A 16,109-nucleotide genomic window follows, 5' to 3' on the forward strand; every position below is an offset into this window, starting at 1 on the left:
AGCATTGTCCAGAGTTTAATCACTCTAGGCAATGCTTTGATTGTATATTTATTATATTTTCATAACTCCACCCGTATTAGCTGAAGTTACCAGAGCGGAATAGCGACCAAGCCAGCCTTTTTTCACTTTAGGTTCGAACCCTTTCCAGTTCGCCTTACGTTCTTCAAATTGTTCATCGGAAATTTCTAATGTAATTGTGCGTTTATTTAGATCAAGTTCGATCATATCGCCATCTTCAACAAAGGCAATTGGTCCCCCTTCAGCCGCTTCTGGAGAGATATGACCGATAGAAATACCCCGTGATGCACCTGAGAATCGCCCGTCTGTAATTAGACCAACCTTAGCACCTAGACCACGACCTACGATTTGTGATGTAGGAGCAAGCATTTCAGGCATTCCCGGTCCACCTTTAGGTCCTTCGTAGCGAATAACGACAACATGTCCTTCTTTCACTTCCCCGGACTCAATTTTTTCCATCGCTTCTTCCTGTGAATCGAAGCAAATAGCTGGACCTCTATGGTAGCCGCCAACCTTAGGATCTACCGCACCAACTTTGATAATAGATCCATTTGGGGCTAGGTTCCCAAATAATACCGCAAGTCCGCCACGCTCTGAATACGGATTTTCCAGTGTATGAATAACATCTGTATCCATAATTTCTGCGCCTTGTACTGTTTCACGAATGGTCTTAGTTGAAACACTTAGACAGTCCCCATTAAATGCACCTGGCTTTTTAAGTAGTTCATTAATAATTGCACTAATACCACCCGCCCGATGCAGATCTTCAATATGATGGTCAGATGCTGGAGCAAGTTTAGCAAGATGTGGAACACGGTTAGCAACTTCATTAATTCTCTCAAGTGGATAATCAACATCTGCCTCATGTGCTAGAGCCAGCGTATGTAATACTGTATTGGTTGAACCACCCATCGCCATATCTAATGCAAACGCATTATCAATAGCATCTTTTGTAACGATGTCACGTGGTTTAATATCTTTTTTAATTAATTCCATTAATTGTTTCGCCGATTTCTTAACAAACTCTTTACGTTCTTCAGAAACAGCTAAGATAGTACCATTTCCTGGAAGAGCTAGTCCTATTCCTTCTGCTAAACAGTTCATAGAGTTTGCAGTAAACATTCCTGAGCAAGAACCACAAGTAGGACAAGCATTTTGTTCTATTTCTAATAATTTAGCTGCATCAATTTTACCAGATTGATAGGCTCCAACCCCTTCAAAAACAGAGGTTAAGGATAGAGGATTTCCTGCGCTATCCGTTCCAGCTTTCATCGGTCCTCCACTAACAAAGATTGAAGGGATATTAACACGTAAGGAAGCCATTAACATTCCCGGAGTAATTTTGTCACAGTTCGGAATACATACCATTCCATCAAACCAGTGTGCATTTGCTACAGTTTCAACTGAATCGGCAATGATTTCACGACTTGGTAGGGAATATCTCATCCCAATATGGCCCATTGCAATCCCATCATCAACACCAATGGTATTCATTTCAAATGGGACTCCACCAGCTTCTCGAATTGCTTCTTTTACAATTTTCCCAAATTCTTGTAAGTGTACATGTCCCGGAACAATATCTATATAGGAATTAACAACTAAAATAAATGGTTTACCGAAGTCTTCCTCTTTTACCCCTGCAGCATGAAGCAGGCTTCGATGAGGTGCTCGATCGACACCCTTTTTAATCATGTCACTGCGTAATTCTGCCACTATAATCCCTCTTTCTAAAACTTCTATTAATTAAAGTTTTTAAACTTTTTCCTATTTTAACACTTTTGACGTAATAAGTGTAGGGGGAAAATTTCAATTTTTTCAATAGAATTCAGGATTTTGTCGAAAATTGAATTAAGCTATCTATAATAATATTATGGTTGAACCGAATCTTATCGTTATACAGTCTGCTAATATGATAATCTAAGCCAATTACTAAAACCTTTTTGGTGTGATATTGGCTTAGACTATCTTCTATATGTCAACGTGAATTTCAGCTTTGTTGATTCCTTGGCTTCCAATCTAGATCCCCATCATCTTCAATAATGCCGATACCTACATCAGCGATATCTGGATCTTTTAAAACATCTTCTGTTACTCTCATTTTTATATCATCTGCTTCAGCTAAAGAAAATCCTTGTCGTAACTCAATTCTTGCCTCTACATGATAATATCTACCCTCTTGAAGGATTCGCATCTTATTAATATCTGTGACATCTTTATCATCCAGTATTATTCCTGTAATTCTTTCCTCAATATCCTTTGGAGCGGCTATCCCAATTAATCCAACCATGTTATCGTAACCCACTCTAAAAGCGACACCGATCATTAATAATCCGATTAATATGGTAATAATTCCATCAATGAGTACAAAATTTGTTAAAGATATTACGACAACTGCGATAAGCGCTAGGGCTGCACCAGAAACCGCAACTAAGTCCTCATAAAACACTAATCTTGTTGGCGGAGCAGCCCTGCCAACATTTTTAAAAGCACCTGTTACAATGCCTAACCCTTTAGCATCTGCACGCGATTCTACATTAATTTCTTTCATTGCCTTCACTAAAATGGATCCATCAATGATAAGATTTAGTACTAATACACCAACATTAATCCAAAAGCCACCTCCCGCTTCAGCAGGATGTTGTATTAAATGCCAACCTTCACGAATAGTTTCGTAGGCCATAATCGTAACTACTATGACGGCAACCATACAGAAAATATTGATAACTCTTCCAAAGCCAGTTGGAAACCTTGGTGTCGGTTTCTTTTCAGATAGAATACTTCCAATATAAACAAAACCTTGGTTAACTGCATCTGCTGTAGAGTGCATTGCGGAGGCAAATAAGGCACCACTACCGCTTATGGTCCCAGCAAAGAATTTAGCTATAGCTAAGACCGCATTACCTATTGCTGCAATTAACGATGACTTATTTCCTTTTTTGATTAAGCTTTTAAAGGATTCTGAATCATTTCTAACCAAAACATTCACCCTCTTATATCAAATTACTATTTAATATTTGAAAAAAAGAGGAAATTAAACGGTACATCGCAATAATGCTGCATTTTATTTTTTAGATTTAGTCAGAATATGATAAAGACTAGAAGGATGGTTAAATAGCACGTCCCATAATTCTGCATAAGGAAACGTATTTTACAAATCATAATAGTGATGTATGTTTACGACTTATTTTTTACTATGTGTATTAAATCAAGGGTAGGCATTCATGAAGATTCGTTTTAGTTATTTGTTTGACATCACAATGGGAGGATAAAATATTGAACAATGAAGACGTTATAATTAAGGAATTAAACGCATACTTAAAGGGAGAGTTTATGGGAATTCACTCATATGAACATTACATCCAGCAAGTGTCTGATCCAGAAATCAAAAAGGAACTACAGCGCATTCAACAGGAGCATAAGAACCACGCTACAAAAATAGCAGAAAGAATACAAAACCTTGGCGGAAAGGCCGTCGAGGATAATGGGATCATGCTTTCCATAAGAGAGGGAATGATGAACCTAAAAGGTTTTCCTGATACAGTAGAAGAAATCTTAAAGGAAGCTATTGATGGACAAGAAAAAGGATTGAAAATGGCTGAAGAAATTGTGCGGGGCGACATCGATTTAGAAAGTAGGCAAATTGTAGAAGAAAACTTAAATGAGGACAGAGAACATATTAACCAATTAAACGACCTCATACAATAACAATAGAAACTACGTAACTAGAACAGAAAATATCAAGGTATAGGGAAAGGGGTCTATTCTTTCCCTATACCTATCATAATCTTCACGATATAATTTATCTTAATTCCCTAAAATATATACAATTATATAAAGTAAAGGGATGGTAATAATACATAAAGCAGTTGTTAAAAGTACTCCCATAGACGCAAAGTATGTATCTCCCCCATATCTTTGCGAATAAAGTGAAATCGTCGGGGCAGAAGGCATACCCGAAACTAAAACAGCAATTAAAAATACTTGAAATGGCACAGGTAAAGCTGCGAAGGGTAGTAAGAGTAATGGGATTATAATAAGCCTGGTTAGTGACGATTTCCATATATAAGTATTTTTCATTAATAAAATAAAAGTACTATTTTTTACATTTGCAATTAATATACCAATAAGCATCATGGAAAGAGGAATGGTCATTTTCCCAACACTCTCTAACCCAACTGATACAACTGTAGGCCACCTTATTGGTAACAAAAAAATTACCAATCCTGTTAAAGTGGACAGGATCCCCGGATTTAAAAATATTTTTTTCCAATCGATCGATTCCTTACTTCTACTAAATAGATATATTCCATATGTCCATATAAGGACTAAATAACAGATATTAAAAATGGTTAAATAAACGACTCCCTGCTCTCCTAAGAGAATATAACTGACCGCGTAACCAATAAACCCTTGATTCCCAAAAATAATCAGACCTTCATAAACACTCTTTTGTTTTTCGGGAAGTTGAGAGCTTTTTCTCATCCAATATGCTAAAAAACAAGAAATGGCAAGAATATATGCGGACATCATAATAAACCACATAAATTCTTTTAGTAAGGTTGCAGAAAAGGAAATATCTAAAGAGTACAAAATAAGGGCGGGCAAAGTAATATATAAAATAAGTTGTGTTAGAACATCATTTGCATTCTCATTTAAGACTCCGATTTTCCTTACGATAAACCCTAGGATAGCAACTCCATAAAGTACTAGCATTTCTTGCATAAATGCGCTTAGAGACTCCATAATTATCCCCTCCGCTTTACTATATGAAATAGGAGGCGGATGGTTAATTAAATCATGAAAGTTATATGTAGATGCAAGCCAATTTTAAATTTGATTATATTAGAAAAGCATATTTACTTACCACAGCATTTTTTATACTTTCCCATTTCCACATAGACATGGGTTATTTCGAACTACATTGACTGCATTCACAACAGGCTGATTGGTTGAACGCAATTTCGTAGACTTCAATTTTGCTTTGTTACTAAACTTAGGTGCTTTTCGTTATTGTTTGTCCCTACGTTCTTCCAAAGCGTCTAGCTCTAACGTAAAATCATTCCCTCCCTACTCATTGGACTAACATCCTTCACATTCTTTAGAGTAAAGGGGATTTTTTTCGGAAACTGTTAATTAACCTGCTATTTATAATTTAAGTACAATTTTAATATCCTTAAACCGTGATATTTGTTTATGCTTACTATCCATGTTCATTAACCTTATTGGGGTATTGGAGTTAGACCACGCATTTGTATGTTAAATCAGCTATCTGATATAATTTAATAAAGGTGGTGGTCTTTATGTTAAAATAGCCAAATAATGAGCCTCCAATCTTTTCAAATACTTTCCAGCACTTTCGGAGAAACGGATTTCAAACATTATCTTCACCGGCCTCGAATACTTCATCAAAAGTAGGTATTCTCCTTTTGAATACTCTTCCATTGGTTTTTCTATATTCTGTTTTAATTCAACATCCAAAGCCACCTCTTCATCTTGTTGTTTGTAATTATCTGTAAAAATCATATCACATTAAATCTTAATATTCAGTAAAAAAAAGGTACTAATCTACTTTTGAAACAATTGTAAAGGTTTAATATTTACTTCCACCCTTAATTTAGAATTAAATCGGTATATCGTGGTAAAGTAACATTAAATACATAAAGAAAGGCAGGTGATGCCCTATGACAACTAACAGACAACCCAATAGATTAATCGATGAAAAATCACCCTATTTGCTTCAACATGCACACAATCCAGTTGAATGGTTTCCATGGGGAGAAGAAGCATTTGATAAAGCGAAACGAGAAGGTAAACCTATCTTCTTATCTATTGGGTATAGTAGTTGCCATTGGTGCCACGTAATGGCCCACGAATCATTTGAAGATGAAGAAGTAGCAAAAATCTTAAAAGAAAATTACGTATCCATTAAAGTGGACCGTGAAGAACGCCCTGATATCGATTCTATCTATATGAAGGTTTGCCAAATGATGACTGGACAAGGTGGTTGGCCCTTAACCATTTTTATGACCCCAGATAAAGTTCCTTTTTATGCTGGGACATATTTTCCAAAAACAAGCAAATACGGGCGTCCGGGTTTGATAGAGGCATTAACACAATTATATCAAAAATACGTGGAGGATACGAACCATATAACAAGTGTTACTCAAAGTGTTACCGATGCCTTAACACGCTCCATCACTCCTAAAAGTAATAATCGACTTACAAAGGAAACATTAGATAAAGCCTATGAACAACTGGCCAAAGGTTATGATTTTACCTATGGAGGATTTGGGGAGGCACCAAAGTTTCCGATGCCTCAAAATCTTCTTTTTCTATTACGTCATTACTATTTCACTGGAAATACTGCTGCCCTTAAGATGGTGGAAAAAACCTTAAAGGATATGGCTGCAGGAGGAATATGGGATCATATTGGATATGGGTTTGCCCGATATTCGACAGATGAAGAATGGCTCGTTCCACATTTTGAGAAAATGCTTTATGATAATGCATTGTTATTAATGGTTTTCACTGAATGTTACCAAATAACGAAGAACCCATTCTACCGACAAATCTCAGAACAAATTATTACTTTTATTAAGCGAGAAATGACGAGTAATGAAGGTGCTTTTTATTCAGCAATTGATGCGGATTCGGAAGGTGTCGAAGGTAAATATTATGTCTGGGATTATGAAGAGATTTTTGATATTCTGGGTCATGATTTAGGTGGGCTTTATGTAGATGTGTATGATTTAACACCAGAAGGGAATTTTGAAGGAAAAAATATCCCGAATCTCATTGATCAAGATTTGGAATACGTTGCAAGGGAAATTAACTTACCATTAGATGCTTTATTGAAGCAATTGGAAAAAGCTAGAACAAAACTATTGGAAAAACGGGAGCAACGTGTCTATCCACATGTTGATGATAAGATTCTGACTGCATGGAATGGTTTGATGATTGCTGCATTAGCAAAAGCCAGTCGGGTTTTTTCCAATCAAGAATATAAGAAAATGGCAGAAAATGCGATGGAATTTGTTGAGGAAAATCTATTTGTTAAGAATCGCTTAATGGCAAGGTATAGAGAAGGCGAAGCAAAATATAATGCGTATATCGATGATTATGCCTTTCTTTTATGGGCATATATCGAGCTATATGAAACAACCTTTTCTAAAAAACATTTAAAACATGCACATTTTCTTTCGGAACAAATGCTAGAATTATTTTGGGATGAAGAACATGGCGGCTTTTATTTTAGCGGAAAAGATAGTGAGCAACTAATTGCAAAAGATAAGGAAATTTACGATGGTGCGATTCCATCGGGAAATAGTGTTGCAGCAGTAATGCTTACACGACTAGGTTATTTATCTGGGAACACTTCATATCTTGATAAAGTAGAGGAAATGTATTTTACCTTTTTCAATGATGTAAATAGAATGGCTTCCGCAAGTCCTTTCTTTCTCCAAAGCCTACAACTGATGGAATACAAAACAAAAGAAGTTGTCATACTAGGTAAAAAGGACAACGATAAAGGAATTCATTTACTAAAAGAAGTTCAAACAGAATTTTTACCAAATGTTGTCTTCCTTTTCGGTGAAGCACCTGAGAATTTTTCGGAAGTTGCACCATTTGCTACAGCGTACAAGCAAATAAATGATGAAACAACCGTTTATATTTGCGAGAACTTCGCTTGTAGACAACCAACTACCAATATAGAAAATGCGTTAAAAGCAATTAAGAAAAAGTAACGTTTTCAATAGCGTTACTTTTTTACATAAAAGCGAAATCCAATCGCCAAAAAGATAAATCGGCCCCCATATAAAAATCCCCGTTACACTCCTATTAGAAATGTAACGGGGATATATATTTTTTATCTATTGGCAAAAAATTCTTCTGCCTTTTCTAAAAACGTTTCTTGATCCGGTGTTAAATCGTATTCTTCTTCTATTGCTGAAACAGGACAAACCGCCTTGCAAGCACCACAGTCAATACAAATATCTGGATCTATGTAAAATTGGTCTGGACCTTCCTCTATACAATCAACAGGGCATACACTAACACATTCGCCAGCCTTTTCTCCCCTACAAGGATCTAATATAACAAATGCCATTTATGTCTACCTCCTTCATGTCAAAACTTATATTATACTAAATGATAATGCTTTCTAGATTAGATGTAAACTATTTGGCTTACGTCTTATACATTTATCATAAACTTAGATTTAGATGCAAAAAGTCCCCTATTATACTAAATAGAGGACTAGAGTAATACTATTTTTTAAATTTCGCTGCTAAGGCTTCAGCAAGTGCATTATTTTTAAATCCATCATCTTGATCTTTCATGTATTTATTAATATCTTTTTTAGACACTTTATGCTGCTTCTCTTGACTTCTTCGTTTATTAAATGTTGATACCTTTTCTCGATGACCACATTTACAAACGAATAATTGACCATCGCCTTCCCCACGAAGTTCCATTCGTTTATGACAGTTCGGGCATCTTGCATTGGTTTGTTTCGCAATATTTTTCTTATGGCCACAAGAACGATCTTGACAAACTAACATTCTTCCATGTTTATTTTTCACCTCAAGCATAAGCTTTCCGCATTCCGGACATTTCGTTCCTGTCATGTTATCATGCTTGAAAGTCTCGTCACTGCTTTTTATTTCTGTAACAATTTGTTTCGTATACCCTTTTATCTCAGAGATAAACTTCTCCTTTTTTAACTTACCTTCCGCAATGGCTTGAAGTTTTTGCTCCCACTCTGCGGTAAGTACTGGAGACCGTAAATCATCTGGTACAAGATCCAATAGCTGACGACCTTTCGATGTAATGAAAATATGTTTTCCTTTTAATTCCATATACATACTATTAAAAAGCTTTTCAATAATATCTGCACGTGTTGCAACCGTTCCAATCCCACCAGCTTGATTGATTGTTTTTACTAAATCTTTTTCTTTTGTATTCATGTATTTAGCTGGATTTTCCATTGCTTGTAATAAGGCACCTTCTGTAAAACGCTCTGGAGGTTTTGTTTCCCCCTCTGTTTGTTTAAGAACGACAGTAGTAAAAACTTCTCCTTTTTGAATCACCGGTAATCTCTGATCATCCGAAAATTCTTCATCATCAAAACGATTGTCATACACTTCTTTCCAACCTTGCTTTTTAACTACTTTCCCTTTTGCAACAAATGTTTCTCCATTTATTTCTGCAAAAACAGTAGTCTGTTCATATTCATGTGGATCCGATAAAACAGCTAAGAAGCGTTTTACAACTAAATCATAAATTTTTCTTTCTTTGTCATTAAGATCTTCTAATACCACTTGCTCTTCTGTTGGAATAAATAGGAATAGGTAACTTTCTACTTCGGCATTATCCGTTAAGTGTACTCATTTTCCCCTCCTCCACACCGTACGTGAAAGTTTCCTCTCATACGGCGTTCCATCAAGTAGTTACAAGATTGATTGGTTCAAGATTACATTGAGTTCGAAGTTTATTTAGCTTGTTAAGAGCTTTTTTATCTTCAATGAGATTGCTGTACTTTTCTATTGTTTCGGGTTTAGTAGCATGAATAAGTTTATGGACATCTTTATGAACAATTCTAAGATTTTGGTAGCCATCTGTTCCCCCAAGTTCTCTTGGTATGACGTGATGACAATGTAGCGTGTCTATAGCAAGATCTATTTTTGTTACTTCACATTTCATTTTGTCATGGAAGCTCTTGAAATTCTATTGTCGTTGTATTCAGCCGTTTCATATGGATTATAATTTTTCATGAGTTGAATGATGTTATTATTAGTGCTGTTTTCCAATTTCTTAGAGGATTTGTTTCGCCCCTCTTGGGTGTAATCACATATGTCTTGGCTGAAATTCATAACTGGTTTGTGTTGAACATGGTCGATTGGATAGATGAAAACCTTGTGAATCTTCCACGTTTTCGCTTTAGAATTTCCATAGAACTTTTTATACAAAGGTGATAATTCGCTACGTTTAGGTGTTCCATAGTTCGCTACATTTCTTAGTTTGTGGAGCATAAACTTATCCAAAGAGAAAGCTAATTTAGAGAAGTCAATATTAGCATAGGTAGCACAGCTATAATACTCATGCCAACCTAAAATCATGCTATTCAGCTTAGTCACATGTGAGGATTCAGGTTGTTTAGCAATTAGCTCAACCTGACTTCGGATTTCATCGCTCATTCGTTTAATTGCTTTGTCTGAAATGTGAGATTGTGCTACATATCCTCCGAAGGTTTTTCCCTTTTTGACGGCTTTTATTTTGACTCCTAAGAAATCTGAGTAATTTTTACGCAGATTAATAATTTTTGATTTCTCTTCACTTATTTCTAACTTTAATCTGATATTCAACCACTCTTTTACAGCGGTATAAATTCTTTTGGCGGTGTTGTAATTTCTACACATTATTTTGAAGTCATCGGCGTATCTCACAATGTACATTTGTTTCAAGTTTGTTTTCTTTTGTTGATTGTACTGACTTGCATAAGCCTTGTACTTTTTCATAGTTTTAAATGTTTCCCATTGGGATGAAATCCACCAATCAAGTTCATTAAGGACAATGTTTGATAGTAGAGGGGATAAAATGCCTCCCTGTGGAGTTCCTTTATTTGGTATTCCTTCTCCTTGTATGGGGGCTTTTAGCATCGCTTTGATTATGCTAATTAGTTTCCTATCTCGAATACCTAATGCATACATTTGTTTAACCAACTTTGTATGATTTACATTATCGAAGAATCCTTTTATATCAATATCCACTGTATAGTACATTTTTCCGATATTGATTAAGGACATCATACGAGATATTGCATGTTTGGTACTCCTATTTGGTCGGAAACCATAGCTATGCGGATGAAATTTTGCCTCACATATTGGCTCAAGGACTTGTCGAATACTCTGTTGTACCAATCTGTCCACCATTGTCGGTATCCCTAATGGTCTTTTCTTACCATCTGCTTTTGGAATATAGACTCTTTTAACAGTATCAGGCTTGTAGTTACTTAGATTTGCTTGAACCATTTTAATATAAGAGTCCAAATCCTTGTCTTTAATGTCTTTAATTGTAATGTTGTCAACACCCGCTGTTTGACTTCCAGTGTTAGTTTTTATCATTCTAAATGCCAATCGAATATTATTTTCACTGGTGATGGTGTTCATCAGATTACGAAACGAAAAGTTGTTTTTCGATTTTTGATACAAGTCGTCAAAGACTTGTGTCATCTCATAGTAATCATTATACCTGTATTTGTTCGCCACTCTGTTGGGACAACTCCTTTCAAGGATGTTGCTTTCCCTGTCTTACCCGAAAAACAGAGTCATAGTTTGAATCAATCAACTTGTCCTTACTTGACTTGTGCCTATCCCTCTACAGCTTATTATCACTGCTTCATCGGTACTGTGGCACTACTTTCACCAAGATTAAGTAGCTTATTATACCATCTGGCTTTTCGTCTACAACTGTCCTCGACTATGAGTTTCTGTCATGACAGATACAGTTCTTGGCTTCCCACGTTCCAAAGATTCCCGTTAACGCAATACTTAGGTGCCTCCTTTGAGCCTGTTAGCTTAATACCGTCATTCGCTCGGTATAGAGTCTTTCATAACGCCAATTCTTACTCAACTCCGCTAACGTACCAAATTGGTACTACGTTATCATCACAGATACCGTAACCACCTATAGACTCGTACATTCAGAGGTTCGTCAGTGTATAAACACATTCTCACCATATATTACAACCACCCGACTACTCTAAGTGACAGTTCTTAATTCCTGTTCACTTTCGCCGACTTCACCCCGCTTTAAACAGTTCCACCATAGTCTGCTTCCCTGCTTAGGGGAGTATTAGTGTGAGGGTTTCAGCACAGCATGACGGCTTTCATTCCCCTCAAGGATTCTTCAGTTTTCTACTAAACCATCCCAACTGATATTTCTATCAGAATTTCAGGTTAACGTGTCGCACTGGCATGGTGATCAGATACCTTTGCATTATCTACTACCGATTTTGGAAGTTTAAAATCCTTTTGCAATAGTTTTCCTGCCATTTTGGCGTATTGATCCACTCCACAAGCTTTTAAGCGATCCTTCAAGGTTGGAACAATATCCGTTGATATAACACGAGAATCTGTTCGTGGATATGTTAAAACTTTGTGTTGTTCATACAGTTTTTGCATGATGGATAACGTTTGTTTCCCTGAAAAGTTAAAGATACGGTTTGCATCTCGTTGTAATTCTGTTAAATCATATAATTGGGGTGCAAATTTTTTCTTAGAAGTTTGATTAATTTGAACCACTTTTGCGGACTGGCTTTTCAATTTTTCTAGTAGTCTGTCGGCTTTTTCTTTAGAAAACATGCGTTGATTCTTTTTATCATCTTGCCAAATAAATTTGAAACCTTTATTCGTTTTCGCTTCAATTCCATAAAATTTCCGAGGCTGGAATTCTTTAATCTCTTTCTCACGTTGGGCAACCATTTCTAATGTTGGTGTTTGAACTCGGCCACTAGAAAGCTGAGCATTAAATTTAGTTGTTAATGCTCTTGTAGCATTTAACCCTACATACCAATCCGCTTCTGACCGAGCTACAGCTGAAGCATATAAATTTTCGTATTGTTTACCTGGTTTTAAGTGTTTAAATCCATTTCGTATCGCCTTATCTGTTACTGATGAAATCCATAAGCGCTTCACTGGTTTATTGACACGTGCTTTTTCCAAAATCCAGCGTGCAACAAGTTCTCCTTCTCTCCCTGCATCTGTAGCAATAACAATTTCTGAAACATCTTTTCTATTTAATTGTGTTTTTACCGCATTGAATTGTTTACCAGTTTTTTTCATGACTACTAGCTTCAGATGATTCGGAAGCATTGGTAAGTCATCCAGTTTCCACGATTTATATTTATCATCATAGGCTTCCGGATCCGCTAATGTCACCAAATGTCCTAATGCCCACGTCACAATATATTTAGATCCTTCTATAAATCCGTTCCCTTTTTTATGACAATTTAATACTCTCGCTATATCTCGACCAACAGATGGTTTTTCTGCTAGTACAACTGTTTTACTCATAAATTTATTTTTCCTTTCTCCAAAAAACATTATATTTTACTTTATCACATTCATGAAAAACTTGCAGAACTTGTCTGACATCGAAAAATGTTATATTTGCCCAATTAATGAAGCACACCTGATCTTTTCCATCCATACAATATGTTAGTAATGTTGTAAAGGAATGAGTTATGAATGCTATATTATACAGGATTGTTCTTATTAGTTATAGCAGTAAGCATCGATGGGCTCGGTGTGGGAATAACTTATGGAATGCAAAAAATTAAAGTACCAATATGGGCTATACTCATCATTATGTTGTGTTCTGGTACTGTATTGTTGGCCTCCATGACAATCGGTAATTTTCTCGAAAAATTTATTTCCGTTGATATCGCACAATCGATTGGTGGAGTTATATTAATCTCTTTAGGATTGTTTTCTTTGATTAATATCATCCGGTCAAATTTAAACAAAGGGAAAAAAATGGAAGTGAATCATTCAAGTAGTAAATTGAAGGATATAACAACTGTATTTGCAACTCCTGATAAGGCCGATTTGGATAAATCCGGAAATATCTCTATTGGAGAAGCTCTCATACTTGGTTTTGCACTTGCTCTAGATGCTTTTGGCGCAGGGATTGGCGCATCTTTATTAGGTTATATTCCTTGGGTAACTGCCTTATTAATCGCAACGATGAGTGGAATTTTCTTATTTTCTGGTATGAAAATTGGGATATTTTTAGCTAAACATGAGAAGTTACAAAAACTTTCTTTTCTTGCTCCGGCTATATTGATTGGATTAGGTGTACTAAACCTAATTTAAGATAAACGTAAAGACAGGTTTCCTATTTCTTCCCGAATAAGAAACCTGTCTTATATTATAACGCCCTTACCGATCCACCATCCACAACTAAAGTTTGCCCAGTTATATACGTATTTGCTCCTGATCCTAAAAATATAATCGCTTTTGCAAATTCTTCCGGTTTTCCCAAACGCCCCATTGGAATTGTTTTTACTTCTTCTTCTATAACTTGATCAATGGACACACCTTGTTGTTCCGCAGTAAATTGATATAAATCGTTAATTCGATCCGTCTGAATGATCCCAGGGCCAACTGTATTAATTAGAATATTGTCCTCCGCAAGTTCGCGGGCTAATGTTTTCGAAAGTCCAACAACCCCTGGTCTCATCGTGTTGGATAGGACAAGATTATCTAAACTTTGAAACATTGATGAAGAAGCTATACTAACAATTGATCCGCGTTTTTGTTTCTGCATATATGGAACTACCTTTCGAATTGTGCGAACAAAACTAAGTAAGTTCAATTCAAACGCATGGTACCACTCTTCATCTGTCATATCTAAAAATTTCCCAGCTGGTGGTCCCCCAGCATTATTGACTAACACATCGACTGTACCATTCCAAGATATGGCCTTTTCCACTAGGCGCTCAATATCATCTGCCTTTTTCATATCACAAACAATATAAGCCACGTGGTCATTTCCGGTTTCCCGTTTTATTTCTTCTACTGTTGACTTTAATTCATCTTTGCTTCGACTACTGATTAATACGTGTGCTCCCTCTTTTGCAAACTCAAGTGCTGAAGCTTTTCCCAAACCTTTACTTGCCGCAGTAACAATGACAGATTTTCCTTTTAACCCTAGATCCATTTCCTTCACCCCTTGTTTAAATTTATCCTATCCCCATTATAAACAAGCCTGTTCCAATACTCCTACTATTTGAATTCATTCTTCATTTCATTACATAATATTTAACAAAATCGTGATGGTTAAAATACTAGTAACGGTAGAAATAAACGTTATACTAGATACTAACTCAGGTTCCGTATCAAATTCAATCGCATACATCGTTGTCGTTGCTGCAGGGGGCATGGCAGAAATAATAATAAGGATTGCTCCAATTAATGGATTAATATCTAAGAAATAAACAAATCCAGCTGCAAATAAAGGTGCAACGATCATTTTTAATAGAACACTAGAAGTAATAACCTGCCAATCCAATTTAATTCCCATAATCGATCCTAGTTGCATTCCGAGTACGATCATCATAACAGGAATCGATGCGTCACCAACCATTGATAAAGTGGAATGAATGGAATCAGTTATTGGAATCTGGAAAAACTGAAAAATAAAAGCTAAAATCATCGCATAGGTTGTTGGCATTTTAAACACATTTATCAAAGCTCTTTTGATTCCACTTGAACTACGTGAAGCATAGTAAACCCCGAAGAAGTTATTTTGTAATCCTTGTACAACCATAATAAAAACCGCGTATGGTAGAGCCGTTTGCCCTAAACTAAATAAAACAACTGGTAACCCATAGTTCCCAGAATTCATGAAACCTGTAGATAAAATCGATGCACTCTCTACATTTTTGGACCATTTGAAAATTTTGGCAAGTATTTTATTAAGAAAAACCATAAGATAAAATAAGACAATCATATAGACAAAAATCATGACATAAGCACTGTTAAATTCTGCATCATATAAAGAAATAAAAACCAACGCGGGTGATAGAATATAGATGGTTACAGCAGAAACTGATTTAACGTCTAAAACCCGAAGCCTTTGTAAAATAAATCCGGATAAAAATACAAGCATAATTGGTAAAATAACATTAAAAAATAAGGACAATACTTTCATCTCCATCTTACTAGACTAATTCTTTTATAATGATAAACTAAATAATAGTTTATCATAATTACATGATTTTGATAGAAACAAAATCTTGTATCCCTCTTATCTTTAAAATTTGACATTAAAGTGAAATAAATGTATAGTTAATAAGTTGCACAAGAGTAACAACTAAGTGTTCTGGCATTCTACAATGTTTTTGAAGATGCTTATTCACACTGGCGCGTCTAAGGGGACGCAAGGACGTAAGAGCAGGTAGGGCTTACGTTGTTAAGTTAGAGAACATAAAATAAATTAGCAAAAGCCCCTGTTATATAGGCAGAAGGATAGCTTAGCTATAACGGTGTAGATAATGTACCGCGGTTAATTAATGAATCATGCTGAAT

At 35.8% G+C, this 16,109-nt stretch carries 10 protein-coding genes and 3 pseudogenes; 3 read left to right on the top strand and 10 right to left on the bottom strand.

Annotated features, from left to right (window positions below; genetic code table 11):
* Positions 1 to 51 precede the first annotated feature (51 nt).
* Both ilvD and KM885_RS00140 read right to left on the bottom strand, forming a co-directional pair.
* Entirely contained in the window at positions 52 to 1,731 is a 1,680-nt protein-coding gene (gene ilvD, locus KM885_RS00135; RefSeq protein WP_412758739.1) for a dihydroxy-acid dehydratase, read from the bottom strand.
* Between the two features lie 274 nt (positions 1,732 to 2,005).
* Complete coding sequence (locus KM885_RS00140) at positions 2,006 to 2,995, bottom strand: cation diffusion facilitator family transporter (protein WP_128715679.1); 990 nt, start codon at positions 2,993 to 2,995, stop codon at positions 2,006 to 2,008.
* Positions 2,996 to 3,291: 296 nt separating this feature from the next.
* Between KM885_RS00140 and KM885_RS00145 the strand changes: the two genes are divergently transcribed.
* A complete protein-coding gene (locus KM885_RS00145) occupies positions 3,292 to 3,723 on the top strand; it encodes a DUF2383 domain-containing protein (RefSeq protein WP_060668000.1) in 432 nt (143 codons plus the stop codon).
* Between the two features lie 99 nt (positions 3,724 to 3,822).
* Here the strand turns inward: KM885_RS00145 and KM885_RS00150 are convergent, their stop codons facing one another.
* Both KM885_RS00150 and KM885_RS00155 read right to left on the bottom strand, forming a co-directional pair.
* A complete protein-coding gene (locus KM885_RS00150; RefSeq protein WP_216883371.1) occupies positions 3,823 to 4,761 on the bottom strand; it encodes an AEC family transporter in 939 nt (312 codons plus the stop codon).
* A 555-nt stretch (positions 4,762 to 5,316) separates the two neighbouring features.
* On the bottom strand, positions 5,317 to 5,541 hold the full coding sequence (locus KM885_RS00155) for a hypothetical protein (protein WP_060667581.1): 225 nt from the start codon (positions 5,539 to 5,541) through the stop codon (positions 5,317 to 5,319).
* 158 nt (positions 5,542 to 5,699) lie between these two features.
* Here KM885_RS00155 and KM885_RS00160 point away from each other — a divergent pair, with 158 nt between their 5' ends.
* Complete coding sequence (locus KM885_RS00160; RefSeq protein ID WP_216883372.1) at positions 5,700 to 7,763, top strand: thioredoxin domain-containing protein; 2,064 nt, start codon at positions 5,700 to 5,702, stop codon at positions 7,761 to 7,763.
* A 122-nt stretch (positions 7,764 to 7,885) separates the two neighbouring features.
* Here KM885_RS00160 and KM885_RS00165 read toward each other — a convergent pair whose 3' ends face one another.
* The 4 genes and pseudogenes from KM885_RS00165 to KM885_RS00180 all read right to left on the bottom strand — a co-directional run.
* Complete coding sequence (locus KM885_RS00165) at positions 7,886 to 8,125, bottom strand: indolepyruvate ferredoxin oxidoreductase subunit alpha (RefSeq protein ID WP_060667583.1); 240 nt, start codon at positions 8,123 to 8,125, stop codon at positions 7,886 to 7,888.
* A gap of 160 nt (positions 8,126 to 8,285) precedes the next feature.
* A pseudogene (locus tag KM885_RS00170) lies at positions 8,286 to 9,356 on the bottom strand (DNA topoisomerase); the annotation flags it as partial.
* Between the two features lie 103 nt (positions 9,357 to 9,459).
* A pseudogene (gene ltrA, locus KM885_RS00175) lies at positions 9,460 to 11,249 on the bottom strand (group II intron reverse transcriptase/maturase).
* A gap of 741 nt (positions 11,250 to 11,990) precedes the next feature.
* Positions 11,991 to 13,091: pseudogene (locus KM885_RS00180) on the bottom strand (DNA topoisomerase); the annotation flags it as partial.
* Between the two features lie 174 nt (positions 13,092 to 13,265).
* Between KM885_RS00180 and ytaF the strand changes: the two are divergent.
* Complete coding sequence (ytaF, locus tag KM885_RS00185) at positions 13,266 to 13,892, top strand: sporulation membrane protein YtaF (protein ID WP_047184805.1); 627 nt, start codon at positions 13,266 to 13,268, stop codon at positions 13,890 to 13,892.
* A 55-nt stretch (positions 13,893 to 13,947) separates the two neighbouring features.
* Here ytaF and KM885_RS00190 read toward each other — a convergent pair whose 3' ends face one another.
* Both KM885_RS00190 and KM885_RS00195 read right to left on the bottom strand, forming a co-directional pair.
* Positions 13,948 to 14,739 (bottom strand): SDR family oxidoreductase, encoded by a 792-nt coding sequence (locus KM885_RS00190; RefSeq protein ID WP_216883373.1) that lies wholly within the window; start codon positions 14,737 to 14,739, stop codon positions 13,948 to 13,950.
* Between the two features lie 90 nt (positions 14,740 to 14,829).
* On the bottom strand, positions 14,830 to 15,732 hold the full coding sequence (locus tag KM885_RS00195; RefSeq protein WP_240473191.1) for an AEC family transporter: 903 nt from the start codon (positions 15,730 to 15,732) through the stop codon (positions 14,830 to 14,832).
* Positions 15,733 to 16,109: the final 377 nt, after the last annotated feature.

This window comes from Oceanobacillus caeni, assembly GCF_019037185.1.
Lineage (GTDB): Bacteria > Bacillota > Bacilli > Bacillales > Amphibacillaceae > Oceanobacillus > Oceanobacillus caeni.

What these genes read in the sequence shown, in the direction of transcription:
- KM885_RS00160 (WP_216883372.1), top strand. Translation starts at nt 5,700, where the DNA reads ATGACAACTAACAGACAACCCAATAGATTAATCGATGAAAAATCACCC.
- ytaF (WP_047184805.1), top strand. Translation starts at nt 13,266, where the DNA reads ATGCTATATTATACAGGATTGTTCTTATTAGTTATAGCAGTAAGCATC.
- KM885_RS00155 (WP_060667581.1), bottom strand. Translation starts at nt 5,541, where the DNA reads ATGATTTTTACAGATAATTACAAACAACAAGATGAAGAGGTGGCTTTG.
- KM885_RS00195 (WP_240473191.1), bottom strand. Translation starts at nt 15,732, where the DNA reads ATGAAAGTATTGTCCTTATTTTTTAATGTTATTTTACCAATTATGCTT.
- KM885_RS00190 (WP_216883373.1), bottom strand. Translation starts at nt 14,739, where the DNA reads ATGGATCTAGGGTTAAAAGGAAAATCTGTCATTGTTACTGCGGCAAGT.
- KM885_RS00165 (WP_060667583.1), bottom strand. Translation starts at nt 8,125, where the DNA reads ATGGCATTTGTTATATTAGATCCTTGTAGGGGAGAAAAGGCTGGCGAA.
- KM885_RS00150 (WP_216883371.1), bottom strand. Translation starts at nt 4,761, where the DNA reads ATGGAGTCTCTAAGCGCATTTATGCAAGAAATGCTAGTACTTTATGGA.